The 15057-nt window shown below is 44.6% G+C and carries 13 protein-coding genes; 9 read left to right on the top strand and 4 right to left on the bottom strand.

Annotation, left to right across the window (positions count from 1 at the left end):
• The first annotated feature begins 141 nt into the window (after positions 1–141).
• The 4 genes from I6E86_RS00615 to I6E86_RS00600 all read left to right on the top strand — a co-directional run bounded on the left by I6E86_RS00615 (position 142) and on the right by I6E86_RS00600 (position 5745).
• On the top strand, positions 142–1506 hold the full coding sequence (locus tag I6E86_RS00615) for a GNAT family N-acetyltransferase (RefSeq protein WP_197174633.1): 1365 nt from the start codon (positions 142–144) through the stop codon (positions 1504–1506).
• 64 nt (positions 1507–1570) lie between these two features.
• Positions 1571–2074: a chorismate--pyruvate lyase family protein gene (locus I6E86_RS00610; RefSeq protein ID WP_197174632.1), complete on the top strand. Its 504-nt coding sequence runs from the start codon at positions 1571–1573 to the stop codon at positions 2072–2074.
• A 468-nt stretch (positions 2075–2542) separates the two neighbouring features.
• Positions 2543–3799 (top strand): serine hydroxymethyltransferase, encoded by a 1257-nt coding sequence (gene glyA / locus I6E86_RS00605; protein ID WP_197174631.1) that lies wholly within the window; start codon positions 2543–2545, stop codon positions 3797–3799.
• A gap of 407 nt (positions 3800–4206) precedes the next feature.
• The gene (locus I6E86_RS00600) at positions 4207–5745 is read left to right on the top strand and encodes an alanine/glycine:cation symporter family protein (protein WP_197174630.1); all 1539 of its coding nucleotides are present in this window, start codon (positions 4207–4209) and stop codon (positions 5743–5745) included.
• 144 nt (positions 5746–5889) lie between these two features.
• Here I6E86_RS00600 and gltS read toward each other — a convergent pair whose 3' ends face one another.
• The 4 genes from gltS to I6E86_RS00580 form a co-directional block, all read right to left on the bottom strand.
• Positions 5890–7164 (bottom strand): sodium/glutamate symporter, encoded by a 1275-nt coding sequence (gltS, locus tag I6E86_RS00595; protein WP_197174629.1) that lies wholly within the window; start codon positions 7162–7164, stop codon positions 5890–5892.
• A 118-nt stretch (positions 7165–7282) separates the two neighbouring features.
• Complete coding sequence (locus I6E86_RS00590; RefSeq protein ID WP_197174628.1) at positions 7283–7672, bottom strand: barstar family protein; 390 nt, start codon at positions 7670–7672, stop codon at positions 7283–7285.
• A 16-nt stretch (positions 7673–7688) separates the two neighbouring features.
• The gene (locus tag I6E86_RS13750) at positions 7689–8444 is read right to left on the bottom strand and encodes a ribonuclease domain-containing protein (protein ID WP_197174627.1); all 756 of its coding nucleotides are present in this window, start codon (positions 8442–8444) and stop codon (positions 7689–7691) included.
• A 114-nt stretch (positions 8445–8558) separates the two neighbouring features.
• Complete coding sequence (locus I6E86_RS00580) at positions 8559–9860, bottom strand: glutamate-5-semialdehyde dehydrogenase (protein ID WP_197174626.1); 1302 nt, start codon at positions 9858–9860, stop codon at positions 8559–8561.
• A gap of 456 nt (positions 9861–10316) precedes the next feature.
• On the opposite strand from I6E86_RS00580, the gene I6E86_RS00575 reads away from it, so the two are divergent.
• From I6E86_RS00575 to I6E86_RS00555, 5 genes are all read left to right on the top strand, one after another.
• Positions 10317–10622, top strand: coding sequence for a hypothetical protein (locus tag I6E86_RS00575; protein WP_197174625.1), 306 nt, complete (start codon positions 10317–10319; stop codon positions 10620–10622).
• Between the two features lie 367 nt (positions 10623–10989).
• Entirely contained in the window at positions 10990–11787 is a 798-nt protein-coding gene (locus tag I6E86_RS00570) for an ABC transporter ATP-binding protein (protein WP_194363630.1), read from the top strand.
• A gap of 421 nt (positions 11788–12208) precedes the next feature.
• Positions 12209–13009 carry a transporter substrate-binding domain-containing protein gene (locus I6E86_RS00565; RefSeq protein ID WP_197174624.1) on the top strand — a complete coding sequence of 267 codons (801 nt, stop codon included), beginning with the start codon at positions 12209–12211 and terminating at the stop codon, positions 13007–13009.
• Between the two features lie 100 nt (positions 13010–13109).
• Positions 13110–14000: a transporter substrate-binding domain-containing protein gene (locus I6E86_RS00560; protein ID WP_197174623.1), complete on the top strand. Its 891-nt coding sequence runs from the start codon at positions 13110–13112 to the stop codon at positions 13998–14000.
• Between the two features lie 89 nt (positions 14001–14089).
• Complete coding sequence (locus I6E86_RS00555; RefSeq protein WP_197174622.1) at positions 14090–15022, top strand: ABC transporter substrate-binding protein; 933 nt, start codon at positions 14090–14092, stop codon at positions 15020–15022.
• The last annotated feature ends 35 nt before the right edge of the window (positions 15023–15057 follow it).

Genomic DNA, 15057 nt, shown 5'->3' with positions numbered 1-15057 from the left:
ATATTATAGTAGGTGGTTTTTTATTGCATATAGATGAATTTTTGCAAATTGTGACAGCAAACTATCAAAAATTTGTTAGGCTAGGTCATTAATCAATCGGTTATCGATAAATATATAGCGACTATAATAATGACAAAAAGTATGCGTTTAGAATATTCGCTGATTAATGATACCAGCTGGCAGAGTCAGGCTGAGTGGCATACCCCAGATACCCCTTTTATGTCGTTTGCATTTTGGCAAGCGTTGGCGGATACCGGTGCTATTGGTGAGCAAGCAGGATGGCTACCGATATTTATCTTGGTCCACCGGGTCGCTGACTATGCTGATAGTGAAAATAGCGCCGATAACTTAATAGACAGTGTCGCGGAAAACGTATTGCAACCTGTGGCCGTGATGCCCGTATTTATAAAAGGTCATCATCGCGGGGAGTTTGTGTTTGATCATGCGTGGGCGGAAGCTTACGCACGCTACGGCGTGGACTATTATCCGCGATTAGTCACCAGCGTACCCTATACGCCGATTACTGGTCAGCGTCTGTGGTTGGCGAAAGGGGAGACGTTAAATGAAGATATCCTCAAAACTGCCATCGCAGGTGTCGATGATATCGCACAACAAGTGGGTGCCTCAAGCTGGCATGGACTGTTTGTCACGCCTGAGCTGGCATCTGTTGCGACCAGCTCTATGCCGACTGAAGTTGATGTAGCGCTGGCGATAGCTGCACAAGAGCGCGGCGCAGAATCTGCGCCTATTGAGATGCCAATACTTGAGCGTCAAGGCTGTCAGTTCTTATGGCAAAATAAAGATTTACCGAATGATAGTCAGCCGTTTGCAGATTTTGATGCATTTTTGATGACGCTAAGAGCCAAAAAACGCAAAACCATTCGAGCTGAGCGCCGTAAGGTGGCAGAACAGGGCATCGTATGCCAGCGTAAGTGTGGATCGGATATTACTGATGCTGATTGGAAAGCGTTTTATCACTGTTATGTAATGACATATGCAGTACGCGGACAGCAGCCTTATCTGACGATAGACTTTTTTATGGCATTGGCAGAGAGCCTGTCTGCGCATATAATGCTCGCGCAGGCACTCGATGCGAGTGGAGAGATCATCGCTAGTAGTCTGTTCTTATATGATAAGCCTGATAGCGACAATGGTGATGGTGATGGTGTTGATAATAATGCCACCTTATATGGTCGTTATTGGGGGGCGCTGGGTGAGTATGACAGTTTGCATTTTGAGCTGTGCTACTATCAAGGGCTTGAGTTTGCTATTGAGCAAGGGCTTAAGTCCTTTGATCCCGGTACGCAAGGCGAGCATAAACTGGTACGTGGTTTTATTCCAACGACGACACACTCGCTGCACCGTATCTATGATCCACGTTTTGTACCGGCGATTGGTGATTTTTGTGCTAGAGATCGTGAGCATATGGCACAGTATCGTCAGCAGGCATTTGAGGCATTGCCTTTTAATGCGGACAATATGCCGGATTTCGATGTGAACCATTAGTCTTTTGATATAAACAATGAGTGCCAGCTTCTCTTATTTAATACTTCATAATTAGCCGTTAACTATGTCCAGTACTCAACCCTCTTGCTTTAACCCTCTGTCACCTCCGACTGAACTGCTGCCTTGGCTCAATGCTGAAGGCTCTCTCACTGCTATATTAGAGGACAGAGCAGGGCAGCCACTGCGTGTCAAACGCAGCTTTGAGGGCTATCGACGACTGAGCTTAGTACAAAAAAAGCAACTGGGCTTGCAAGGTAGGATGCTGGGTCGTCCGATGCTGGCATGGGTGCGTGAAGTAGAGCTATATGGCTGTGATGAAGCGCCATGGGTGCAAGCGCAAAGTGTGTTCCCGCTGCCCAGTTTGCAAGGGAGCGCGCGTCGTCTGCAGCAACTCAAAGGCACACCGATTGGCTACGTGTTATTTAAGCGCCGCCGAACACTACCCAATCAGCGTTTTATAAGTCACACGAGAGAAGGTTGGCAACGGCAAACGCGTTATGATTGGTATGGCCGCCAGATAATGATTAGCGAAACGTTCCTGCCAGCGTTTTTATCTAGCGACCTATAAAAATATTTAATGTCAACATTCACATAAAATAGCATGGAAACCAGAATTTAAAGAGGATAAATCCTTTATTTTATTGGCTATTTATCTGCGTTATAGGGCCATTTAATTCCCTCATCTTAAGGTGAGGTTTTTTTGCGTTCGCAGCACAATTTTTCATGTTACACTTAATCTTTCGCAGTGATATCGATGCAAATGTATATCGGTTTTATTGACGAATCAGTCAAGTTAATAGCAGGCCACTCGCCTGTGTTTGTTCTTATTTTACTCTTTGCTAATAGACGCCATTCACAATAATGGTCATACCATAAAATAGATGGTAGAAAGACAACAGATTGTAGAAAAACAGAGTGCAGAGGTATCAAACATATCTCGAGCGACGTTGACGCAGTAGTTGTATTATTGTGGGCAGGCTATCAGCTTCTTTTCAATGACATTTTTTCAATGACAGTCACTACTTAGGACATCACTATGTTTAAAGATATTTCTATCAAAGATTTTGATCCAGTACTTGCTGAAGCAATGGCCGCAGAAAGCGTTCGTCAAGAAAACCATATCGAATTGATCGCGTCTGAAAACTACTGCTCACAAGCAGTGATGGAAGCGCAAGGTACTGACCTTACTAACAAGTATGCAGAAGGCTATCCTGGCAAGCGTTACTACGGTGGCTGTGAGCATGTAGATGTCGTTGAACAATTGGCCATTGACCGTGCAAAAGAATTGTTCGGTGCTGAGTACGTCAACGTTCAGCCGCATTCTGGTAGCCAAGCAAACTCTGCGGTATTTTTAGCATTGCTAGAAGCCAATGACACGGTATTGGGCATGAGCCTAGATGCTGGTGGTCACTTAACGCATGGCGCGCACATCAACTTTTCAGGCCTGAACTACAACGCCGTACAGTATGGTTTGGTAGATGGCACTGGTCTTATTGATTATGACCAAGTAGATGCTCTAGCGCGTGAGCATAAGCCTAAAATGATTATTGCTGGTTTTTCGGCATACTCACAAGTGGTCGATTGGCAGCGTTTCCGTGACATCGCGGACGAAGTAGGCGCGTATCTATTGGTTGATATGGCACACGTTGCAGGCCTAGTTGCTGGTGGCGTTTATCCAAACCCAGTACCTTTCGCTGATGTAGTGACTACGACCACGCACAAAACCCTACGTGGCCCACGTTCAGGTATGATCTTGGCGCGTGATGAAGTGCTGGCCAAGAAACTAAACTCTGCCGTATTCCCGGGTAACCAAGGTGGCCCGTTGATGCATGTCATCGCGGCAAAAGCAGTTTGCTTTAAAGAAGCATTAGAAGCCAACTTCTCTACTTATCAGCAGCAAGTGGTTAAAAATGCTAAAGCGATGGCGAAAGTCGTTCAAGATCGTGGCTATGAAGTTATCTCTGGTGGTACTGAAAACCATCTCATGCTGATCAGCCTCGTTAAGCAAGAAATGACGGGTAAAGAAGCCGATAAATGGCTTGGCGACGCTCACATCACTGTGAATAAGAACGCTGTACCAAACGATCCAAAATCACCGTTTGTAACGTCTGGTATTCGTATTGGTACGCCAGCGATTACTACTCGCGGCTTCAACGAAGCACAAGCGGGCGAGTTGGCAGGTTGGATCTGTGACGTACTAGACAGCCGCGGTGATGAAGCAGTTGCTACTGAAGTACGCGGTAAAGTAGAAGCGATTTGTGCAGAGTTGCCAGTCTATGCTAAAAATCAGTAAACTTTAGAATGGTAATAAAAAAACCGCTAAGCTTTTGCTTAGCGGTTTTTTTGTTCTTACGCTTTATAAGTACTAGATCATTTGACGCAAACCTATGTTGATGTGGTCATCTCGCCCTTTGAATTATATTTAAGTCTGTTATTTATGATAAAAATATTACCGATATTTATCGGTAATTATAGTGAGCTTGGCTGAGTACGGCTATCAGCTTCAAAGCGCTAAGTTGATGTTTAATTAAGAAAAATATGTAAATGTTTTTGTTTATATAAAAGTATTAGTATATAGTTGGCATTGAACATCGAGTAATAATACTAATACAAATTATAATAAATAATTACACTTTGTATTAGTATCGCTGTAATTGATTGAATAATTATATAAATATTATTTTCACTAAAGGGATTTACATGAAAAAACAATCTTTAGTCGCAACGATGCTATTACTTAGCACTACTCTTGCGCAAGCAGCAGAACAACAAGGAGGTCTAGCAGCATTTGGTGCGGGCCTCGATGCCTTTATGGCCAATATATTTGGCTGGTTCGTCGATCTTATTTTCTTTTCAGTACCTCTTGGCGACGTAAGCTTTCCGCTCATTGTAGGTTGGCTATTGGTTGCCGCATTAGTCTTTACCTTTTATTTCGGCTTTATTCAGTTTCGCCATATAGGCTTGTCTTTGGATATTGTCAGAGGCAAATATACTGATCCAAACCCTGCTGTCAAAGAAGAAGGCGAGGTTAGCCATTTTCAAGCACTAGCCACTGCTTTGTCAGGTACAGTCGGTCTTGGTAATATTGCAGGTGTCGGTGCAGCACTCGCTATCGGTGGACCTGGTGCTACCTTTTGGATGATTATGGTCGGTCTGTTCGGTATGGCGACCAAGTTTGTAGAGTGTACGCTAGGTGTTAAATACCGTACGGTACTACCATCTGGCGTCGTATCAGGTGGACCTATGTACTACCTAAGCCGCGGTATGGCTGAACGTGGTATGGGTGGATTGGGTAAGGTGTTAGCCGTCGGTTTTGCCCTTATGTGTATATTGGCCACTTTTGGTGCTGGTAACATGTTTCAGGGTAACCAAGCCTTTGCAGTCATGAGCTCTACTTTTAGCATTCCAACGGATTACAGCATATTCTTTGGTATTGGGTTGGCTCTTTTGGTTGGTTCAGTCATCCTTGGTGGTATGCCTAGCATTGCAGCAGTGACCGAAAAAGTTGTACCTTTTATGGCTTTGTTGTATATCACAATGAGTGTCATCGTACTGGTTGCCAACTTTAATCATATCGGCGCCGCATTTGGCGAGATTTTCACAGGTGCCTTCACTGGTGCTGGTGTTGCTGGTGGCTTTATTGGTGCGTTGATTCAAGGTTTAAAACGTGCGACTTTCTCTAACGAAGCGGGTGTTGGTTCAGCCGCTATTGCTCACTCAGCGGTAAAAACAAGTGAGCCTGCTACTGAAGGTTTAGTGGCTTTGTTAGAGCCTTTCATTGATACGGTTGTTATCTGTACGATGACGGCGCTCGTTATTACGATCTCTGGGGTGAACACTGCCGCAAACTTGCAAACGCAAGCAATCACTGGTGTGGATCTAACCCGTGCCGCCTTTATGGAAACAGCACCGATTTTCCAGTACTTCTTAGCTGTAGCGGTATTATTGTTCGCCTTTTCAACGATGATCTCATGGTCATACTATGGTCTAAAAGCTTGGACTTATCTGTTCGGTGAAGGTAAAGCTGGCGAGATGATATACAAACTTATCTTCTTAGTTTTCGTTGTTATCGGTACTATCGTACAGTTTAGCTTCGTTATCGACTTCTCAGATGCGGCTCTGTTCGCTATGGCTATCTTTAACATCATCGGTCTATACTTCTTGATGCCAGTTGTGAAAAGAGAGGTTAATTCTTTCGTAGCTCGTGTGAAAAGCGGTGAAGTTAAAAAGTATAAATAATGGGTTTGATTGAATACTTTATTATAACTTGATAATTAAAAAAGCCCGCCAAGATTAGTCTTGGCGGGCTTTTCGATATCTGGCATTTGCTAGGCGATTTTTTTGTTTTCATTGAACCAAGCTTTGCGCTACGACAGCATCAGCCTACATAAACGGCAACGTCGTAAATATCTGCAAGACTGTCGCATTGACGATATCGACAAAGAAAGCACCAACCATTGGTACAATCAAAAATGCCTTAGGTGAGGGTAGGTAGCGATCAGTCACTGCCTGCATATTGGCAATCGCGGTTGGCGTTGCACCCATACCAAAACCGCAATGACCTGCTGATAGTACCGCAGCATCGTAGTTTTTGCCCATCACTTTAAAGGTAATGAAATAAACGTATAGAATCATCACAAACGTCTGTACCAGTAAAATTATGAGTACAGGGCCTGCCAAGTCTGTCAATTCCCATAGCTTTAACGACAGCAATGCCATGGCCAAAAATAGGCTTAATGACGCATTACCAATCACATCGATGGCACGGTCAAACATATCAAAGTTGAATATCATGGTTAATGAATTACGAAGAATCACCCCGCCTGCCAGTGCCCATACAAAGGTAGGTAGCTCAAATGAGGTACCTTCGGCAACGATGGTCATTAGGTCAGCAAAAGCCAATGCACCAGCAAATAGTGCTAAGGTTTCAATGGTAGATGAGGCGGTAATGAGGCGGATATTGTCTGGCTTCTCAAACATCTCTTGGTTGTCACCAGATTCGTGTTCGCTATGCTTGGTACTGTATAGCGACTGCGCGCCTGCTACCTTTTCAACATCACTTGGATTAAGGTTGGCAGGCGTTGGCTTCAAGCCAAGTTTATTGATCAGCCTACGTGCCACAGGGCCACCCACGATACCACCTGCGACCAAGCCATAAGTCGCAACAGCAATGCCTAACGTCGTCGCGCCTACCACGCCATACTCTTGCTCTAGCACAGTACCCCATGCGCCAGCGGTGCCATGACCGCCTGTAAGCGCGATAGAGCCTGTGACTAGACCTAGCAGTGGATCAAGTCCTAATGCACTTGCCATTGTCACGCCAACGACGTCTTGCAGGATAATAAATACTGATACCACAATAGTAAAAATTAGTAACGGAGTACCACCTGCTTTTAGTCGACCAAAATCAGCGCTCAGACCGATAGAAGCAAAGAACATCAGCATAGTGGCTGTCTGTAAGCCCTGATGAAAATTAAAGCTGTAGCCCCAAATAAAATTAAGGGCATACACAATGACTGCCGCAATCAATCCACCAGCGACAGGCTCTGGAATATTAAAGTCCTCTAAAAACTTGACTTTCCTTACCAAAAATCGCCCAAGTAATAGTACTAATGTGGCCAATATCAAGGTGTAATAACCGTTTAAAGTAATCTCCATACGTTAATCCTTTCTATAAAATAAATTAACCTGAATTCGGGATAAATATGGCTTTATCTCGAATTCAGGTTTCTATGATGACGAATAATGATCGGTGACGAATCTTTTGACAGTTAGACTAGACTTCATCCTCAGATGGCACAATAATCCAAAGTTCTGGTTTGCCAAAATCTCTATAGGCATCTTCGATGAGGCTTTTAAAAACATTGAAATCTTCGGTATTTATCCTCTTCACCACCGTCAAATCAAGCGTTAAGTGCACCACCTCGCTATCTGTCAGACAGTCCCATGCGCTGTCCCAATTATGCGAAAAGTAACTGGGAAAATCACAGGCATGGCCTAGACTCGCCAGCAGCGTGGTTTTATCCACTGTGTCACCCACGGGTATGGTAACAGCCTGAGGAGGAATGCCCGCATATAGTGCTGTACCGTTTTGGTTAATGTAATCTTGATTAACGTAGTGGATGGCTTGGTTCTTACTTTCTTGATTAATATTTTCTTTTTTCATGTCTGCTCGTTCCATGTTAGGGCACCTGCAGTTTTTGAAAACTATCGTAATGATCGACAGTTAAGTAATAGACGGTAGGCGGATATCCACCTGTGACGATACGACGCGGCCCGCGATGTGAGACGCCAGGAGTGGGTACAGTATATTCATGGTAATAGCCTTGCGACTGAGCAGGCAGCTTGCCTTCACGATTATAAAACGTCGTGCCGTCTTTATTGGGATAAGGAAACGGCCCGCCTTGTTGAATAAGGGTGATGGTTTGATCTATTTGTGCATCACCCGTTATGGCAGAACCAGAGACTGCTTGGGTTGTGCTGCCAGATGCGGTTTGCGATAGGGTAGTTGGGGCGACATCATCTGTAAAAATGGTTGATTTTAGATCATCGAAGAAATAAAAAGTGACGGCGATAATCGCGATGAGACTCATCAAGGTAGATAGGGGGCTTTTCTTAGGTGGACTACTGTTATGTGGTCGAACCTTGCTATTATTTCTCGTGTTTTGGTTCCGTGCATTACTATTACTATTTATAGGTTCAGGTAAACCGTGATCAACATCGTCTTGAAGACTGAGGTCAGTAGAAGTGACTTCAGTGGCTCGCAATTGGTTTTTCTCATTGCGTTTGCTATTGAAATAAACGGTCTGACCCTCCGTTATAGGCTGTGACAACCGTACTGTACTCACATGAAAAAACACGTCTTCGCTTTGGTTGTCTACATCAATAAAGCCATAGCCTTTGTCTTTATTCCAATGTTTAATCTTGCCACTCTGCATGATTGTGCCATCCTAGGTAATTGACATTAAAAAAAACGCCAGCACGGTAGCTGACGTTCTTGGTTGCTTAACTTAAGCATTAATTCTCAGGTTAGTAAAGCATTCTTGCATTATCTACGCACGAGTTTCGCCATGGCCATAGACGATCCATTTTTGCGACGTCAGACCTTCGAGTCCGACAGGGCCGCGCGCATGGATTTTATCAGTTGAGATACCAATCTCAGCACCAAGCCCATATTCAAAGCCATCTGCAAAGCGGCTAGAGGCGTTAATCATCACGCTGGCTGAGTCTACTTCACGGATGAAGCGTTGCGACTTGGTATAGTTATCAGTGATGATGACATCGGTATGATGGCTGCCGTGCGTATTGATATGCTCAATGGCTTCGTCAATACCTGACAATACTTTTACCGCTAGGATAGGGGCAAGATATTCGGTATCCCAATCTTCAGCCGTGGCAGCGGATAGATGCCCTTTAAGCGCAGCATTGTCATTTAGAATGGCTTGCGACTTGTCATCAAGACGCAGTTGCATTGCGTCATCAGCAGCGATGATGGCTTCGGCAATCTTAGGCAATAGCTCATTAGCGACTGCTTCATCGACCAGTAACGTCTCCATGGTATTACAAGTACCGTAGCGATGCGTTTTTGCATTGACGCTGACTTTGATCGCAATTTCAGGATCAGCATCGCTATCGATAAAGGTATGACAGTTGCCGTCTAGATGCTTGATCACAGGGACTTTTGCATCGTTACTGATACGAGCAATCAGACCTTTACCGCCACGTGGCACGATGACATCGACGTATTCAGTCATGGTAATCAGCTCTCCAACAGCGGCGCGATCGGTCGTCTGTAGCACTTGCACACTATGCTCAGATAGGTCGGTATGACTGAGACCTTTGATGATGCACTTAGCAATCGCTTGGTTGGACTCAAAAGCTTCAGAGCCACCGCGCAAGATAATCGCGTTGCCTGATTTTAACGCTAGCGATGCGGCTTCTAACGTCACGTTAGGACGCGACTCATAAATCATACCAACCACACCAAGTGGTACACGCATTTTACCCAAATGAATACCTGATGGCTGATAGGTCATATCAGTAACTTCACCGATTGGATCAGGGAGACCTGCGACATCTTTCAGACCTTGCAGCATACCGTTAAATCGCGCTTCGTTTAGCTCCAAGCGATCAAGTAGAGCACTATCGAGATTGTTTTTTTGACCATTATCCATATCAATCTTGTTGGCAGCTAGAATGTCTTGCTTAGCATCGACCAGCTCATCATGAATCGCCATGAGCGCAGCGTTTTTATCGCCAGTATTGGCAGCAGCAAGTGCACGAGAAGCGGCTCGAGCTTGCTTACCAACAGACTGCATATAGGTGGCGATATCGGTCGTATTTGATTGACTCATAAATTATTTTCCTTATGTCATATGGATTTTATATAAATAAAAGCGCCCAAAAAGGCGAAAATTTAGCAAAAATAGCAGTTTTCAATGCCTACTTAAATAGCGATAGGGCATTACGCTATTTAACATAGAGCAGATTGAGTCGATAGTAAAGATGATTTTGTGAACAGATTCCGCCCCGCCATAGGTTTATAGAGGTTCATTTGAGACGGTTTAGTGATTCTTCACGAGCAAGTTTGCCAAGTTTAATTAGGAGGTTGACACAAGCTTTGAGCGTAGGGCGAGAGGTTTTTGATATAGATAGGATAAACAAAGCACACGGTTTTTACGTGCCTTTAACAGAAATGCGCTGTAACTACTAAGGTAGCCGCATTGTATCGTCAGTATAGTAGGCATTAATAAGGCGACGCTATCAATAGATGGCAATGAACCATCATACGACGAATAATGGAGAATGACATGGCTACTAAAAACACGGCTTACAAAAACTGGCTAACCGTTGGTCTTGTCGCAGCAGCGCTAACCTTAAGTGCCTGCGGCAAAAAAGACGAGACACCAATGGAGGCCGAGGCTGACACGACTGTCGATGCACAAACGAGCGTTGAAGAAAATGCAACGGCGACCAGCTCCGATGATGTCGCTGTGGCCAGTGCTGATGATGAGGGTATGGACGTTACCAATAATGATGATGTGGCAGTGGCGACAGCAGATGATGCAGAAGTCATGGATGGAACAGGAGATTCAGAGCACGTTTCGACCTATTAACTGCTGCCAGCACTAGGCATGTCAGCAGTTACTCGTAAATGGTAGACATACACTCATCAGATAAAACCACGCCTAGTGCGCTAAAGTGATAAAATAAAGCCCAGAGCGATAAACGCACTCTGGGCTTTTTTAGGTCGACTATTTATAATAGTCGCTTATAAAATATCTATCATTAGCTAGTAGTGACTAACTGACTGGTTAAACACAAGATTTGCCTTTTTGCTGTGTAATAAGAGACAATACCGCATTTTTCTCTTTGCCGCCTCAGGCATCGCATTATCACGATAGTGCTACTGACACTATATATACGGCTCTTATTTATTTTTATTCGTGTATTCACTCATATTTATTGGAAGTCTGCTGAACCATGCTTGATACTGCAAAAACTCCGACTCGGCCTATCGCCCTAGACTTACAAGACATCCATAAAAGCTATGGCTCATTAGACGTGCTAAAAGGTGTGTCGCTTACTGCCTATGATGGCGATGTCATCTCTATTTTGGGTTCATCTGGCTCAGGCAAATCGACGTTGCTGCGCTGTATTAATCTTCTAGAAAACCCAAATCAGGGTCGCATCCTCATTGGCAATGAAGAGCTGATGCTAAAGCCCAATAAATCAGGTGAGCTGCAGGCTGTAGATGTAAAACAATTAGAGAGCTTGCGTGCTCGCGTGGGATTTGTTTTTCAAAACTTTAATTTGTGGCCGCACAAAACTATTTTGCAAAACATCATCGAAGGACCGACGCAGGTTCTCAAGATTAAAAAAGCCCAAGCGATTAGTGATGCAGAGAAACTACTCGATAAAGTGGGTCTTCTTGACAAAAAAGACGCTTATCCTGCCAATCTATCTGGTGGTCAGCGCCAGCGTGTGGCGATTGCCCGTGCATTAGCGATGCAGCCGCGAGTCTTGTTATTTGATGAGCCTACTTCTGCGCTAGATCCTGAACTCGTCAACGAAGTACTTGCTGTCATGCGAGAGCTGGCAGAAGAGGGACGTACGATGCTTATCGTTACCCATGAAATGCGCTTTGCCCGTGAAGTATCCAGTAAGGTGGTCTTTTTACATCAAGGGGTGGTTGAAGAGATCGGCACGCCTGAGCAAGTATTTGACAATCCTACCTCTGAACGTGTCAAAGACTTTATGGCATCACATCGCCCAACCTAATGTGACATTCGTTATCGGTTCAATCCTTATGGTGGCAAAGCGTTTGCCACCATAAAGTCTTATCAAGCCTACACTTAAGCCCAAATTAAAGCCCAAATCCAAACCACAGCACTTGCCAATACTTGGTAACGGCTGAGTCCTGACAAAACCATATTCGAAGTAGCATAAAATCACTTTATCGTAACTATTGTTGGCTGTTTATTGCTCAATGATAACTATGAGTATGCAAAACGTTTGTTTTTGGTATTTTACTCAGGTATTATCAAAAGGTTTATAGGTGGTCACTATTAGCGACTGCCCATATATTCTGCTATCTATATTGCTTGTCTGGCAGGGACGTCAGAGAACAAAGTATCAGAACACTAAGTCAGAAAATCCTGTCAAAAACTTATGTCAAAACCCATCAGAATTTAAGGAACGTATGATGTCGAATTCTCGCCTACTTTGGTCGTCGATGACCATGACCGCTGCATTAATGCTGAGCGCCTGTAGTCAACCTGCCGATGAAGCCACCGATGCCAACGCTGACACAGCTGCTGCAGAAACGACTGGCAAAACCATTCGTATTGCAACCGAAGGCGCTTACCCTCCATTCAACTACACCAACGCTGATGGTAGCTTGGCAGGTTTTGATATCGATGTTGCCAATGCCTTGTGTGATCAGATGCAAGCCAAGTGTGAAATCGTCGCTCAGGATTGGGATGGTATTATCCCAGGGCTATTGGCACAAAAATACGATGCGGTAGTGGCCGGCATGTCTATCACGGCTGAACGTCAAGAAAAAGTTGATTTCAGCGAACCGTACTTTGCCAATACCATGGTATGGCTCACCAGTAATGATGGTGGCTTTGATCCTATGGCGATCAGCAACGTCACGCTAGGCGGTCAACGCTCTACGACGCCAGGCGCTTATCTGCAAGATAACTACGAAGGCAAAGAAGGCAACACCGTTCAATTGTATGACAACTATGACAATGCTTATTTAGACCTAAAATCTGGCCGTAGCAATGCGGTTTTGGCTGAAAAAGTCTCTGCCAAATCATGGTTAGCGGACAATAAAGAAGGCTTTGGTGTTGTTGGTGATGAGATTGATAACGATGACAATATTGCTATCGCTGTGCGTAAAGGTGACTCACTCAAGGCAGACTTTGATAAAGCATTGAGCGAAATCCGTAGTAACGGTGAGCTTGCACGCCTTGAGCAGAAAAACTTTGGTGAATAAGTCTTAAGGCTTGAGCTGAGCTTATGAGTCATATTCATAAGCTGGCTCAGTAATTAGCAAATGACGACACGGTTGATAAACATATTAAGGAATAACCCGTATGACAATTTCAATGACATCATCAATGAGCAAAAAAGCATTGTGGCTGGCGCCGCTTAGTGCAGCGATACTAATGCTGGCAGGTTGTAGCAATAGCTCAGAACCAACAGAAAGTGCTGCCACGGATACAGCGACCGAAGCCGAAGCGCCATTGAACATAAAAATTGCAACAGAATCAAGCTATAAGCCTTTTAGTTATACTGATGCTGATGGCAAATTGATCGGCTACGAGATCGAGCTGGTTGATGCCCTATGTGCCCAAATGAAAGCCAAATGTGAAGTCATCTCTCAAGATTGGGATGGTTTGATCCCAGGTCTAAATGCCCAAAAATTCGATGCGACCATTGCTGGTATGTCCATCACGCCTGAGCGTAAAGAAGTCGTTGATTTCAGTGACCCGTATTTCCATAGCGGTATCATTTTGATCGGTAAAAAAGGTGATGACCTAAGCGTTGAGTCGCTAAAAGGTCTACCAGTCGCGTCACAGCGCTCAACCGTAGCGTCGCAGTATCTACAAGACGAGCATGCAGATGCTGATATCAAGCTATATGACACCCAAGACAATGCTTATCTAGATCTGACTTCAGGTAGAGTACGCGGCATGATGTCTGATAAAGTAACCGGTATCGACTGGCTAAAAACAGATGCTGGCAAAGACTATGAAGTCAAAGGTCAAGAAATCAGTACCGATGATGATGCGATGGGTATCGCGTTCCGCAAGGGCGATCCCTTAGTCGCAAAATTCAATGCGGCATTGGCTGAGCTAAAAGACAATGGTACCTATGATCAAATCACGGGCAGCTATTTCGGTACCAGCTCAACCGCTGCTGCAAGTAAAGCGATCGTTAATGATGCCACCGACGTTGCTACAGAAGAAGCGCCAGCTAACTAATACGTGTTTTAGCGAGTTGACTGTTGACTCGCAAAAAATGCTATACATCGAAAAAGTGCTGTTTACTAAAGAAAAACTCAAGGATGACTATGAGCAACCATTGTGCCCCAGCCTCTGCCATGACTGGCAAATCTGTTATTCATGCGATAACGGCCAGTCGTCTTTCTATGCCGTTACTTGCACTGGTGACGGCCTTTGCCGTCACTGGCTGTAGCAATGGTTCAGACAGCGCAGCTGATACCAATCCAGAGGCCACCGAAGCAGCAGCGGCAACGAAGGATAAGGTATTGCGCATCGGTACGGAAGGCGCGTATGCCCCTTTTAACTATACCAATGCTGATGGGACACTGGGTGGCTTTGATATCGAGATAGCAAATGCCATCTGTGAAGATATGCAGGTGACTTGTGAAATCATGGCGCAAGACTGGGACGGTATCATTCCTGGTCTAAAAGCAGGCAAGTACGATGCGATTGTGGCGGCGATGTCCGTCACGCCGGAGCGTGCAGAGCAGGTCAGCTTTACCGATCCTTATTTTAGTAATACTTTGGTTTTCTTAGCCAAAAAAGACAGCAGTTTTGATCCTAGCAAGAGTAGCGACATCGATTCTCATTCTATCGCAGCCCAGCGTTCGACCATTTCATCACAGTGGTTTGAAGACACTTACCCAAAAGCCGATATGAAGCTTTATGACACGCTAAGTAATGCGTTTTTGGATCTAGGGTCAAACCGCGTCGATGCAATGGTATCTGATAAATTGCCTGCAATAGAGTGGCTCAGCTCACCTGCTGGTAGCAAGTATGCGCTCAAAGGTGAAGAGATCGATATCAATGATAATTTTGCAATTGCCGTCCGTCCAGGTGATGAATTACAAGCAAAAATCAATCAATCTTTAGCCAATATCAAAGCCAACGGTACTTACGATAAAATCAATCAAAAGTACTTTGCGGTGCCAGCCTCTGCGACCAGCACAGTCAGTGCCGAAACCACTGAGCAACCTATAGCAGAAGAAGTCAGTCAGTAATCAATATGAGTCAAACACTATTGTTGTAATCACCA

The organism is Psychrobacter sp. SWN149 (assembly GCF_015864565.1).
In the GTDB taxonomy this organism is placed as follows: Bacteria; Pseudomonadota; Gammaproteobacteria; order Pseudomonadales; family Moraxellaceae; genus Psychrobacter.
Note: the sequence above shows the minus strand (reverse complement) of the source record. Positions and strands in the feature narration are given on the sequence as shown.

Coding starts and splice junctions, on each gene's coding strand:
- I6E86_RS00555 (WP_197174622.1), top strand. CDS start 14,090: ATGAGCAACCATTGTGCCCCAGCCTCTGCCATGACTGGCAAATCTGTT.
- I6E86_RS00580 (WP_197174626.1), bottom strand. CDS start 9,860: ATGAGTCAATCAAATACGACCGATATCGCCACCTATATGCAGTCTGTT.
- I6E86_RS00560 (WP_197174623.1), top strand. CDS start 13,110: ATGACAATTTCAATGACATCATCAATGAGCAAAAAAGCATTGTGGCTG.
- I6E86_RS00610 (WP_197174632.1), top strand. CDS start 1,571: ATGTCCAGTACTCAACCCTCTTGCTTTAACCCTCTGTCACCTCCGACT.
- gltS (WP_197174629.1), bottom strand. CDS start 7,164: ATGGAGATTACTTTAAACGGTTATTACACCTTGATATTGGCCACATTA.
- I6E86_RS13750 (WP_197174627.1), bottom strand. CDS start 8,444: ATGCAGAGTGGCAAGATTAAACATTGGAATAAAGACAAAGGCTATGGC.
- I6E86_RS00590 (WP_197174628.1), bottom strand. CDS start 7,672: ATGAAAAAAGAAAATATTAATCAAGAAAGTAAGAACCAAGCCATCCAC.
- glyA (WP_197174631.1), top strand. CDS start 2,543: ATGTTTAAAGATATTTCTATCAAAGATTTTGATCCAGTACTTGCTGAA.
- I6E86_RS00570 (WP_194363630.1), top strand. CDS start 10,990: ATGCTTGATACTGCAAAAACTCCGACTCGGCCTATCGCCCTAGACTTA.
- I6E86_RS00615 (WP_197174633.1), top strand. CDS start 142: ATGCGTTTAGAATATTCGCTGATTAATGATACCAGCTGGCAGAGTCAG.
- I6E86_RS00600 (WP_197174630.1), top strand. CDS start 4,207: ATGAAAAAACAATCTTTAGTCGCAACGATGCTATTACTTAGCACTACT.
- I6E86_RS00565 (WP_197174624.1), top strand. CDS start 12,209: ATGATGTCGAATTCTCGCCTACTTTGGTCGTCGATGACCATGACCGCT.
- I6E86_RS00575 (WP_197174625.1), top strand. CDS start 10,317: ATGGCTACTAAAAACACGGCTTACAAAAACTGGCTAACCGTTGGTCTT.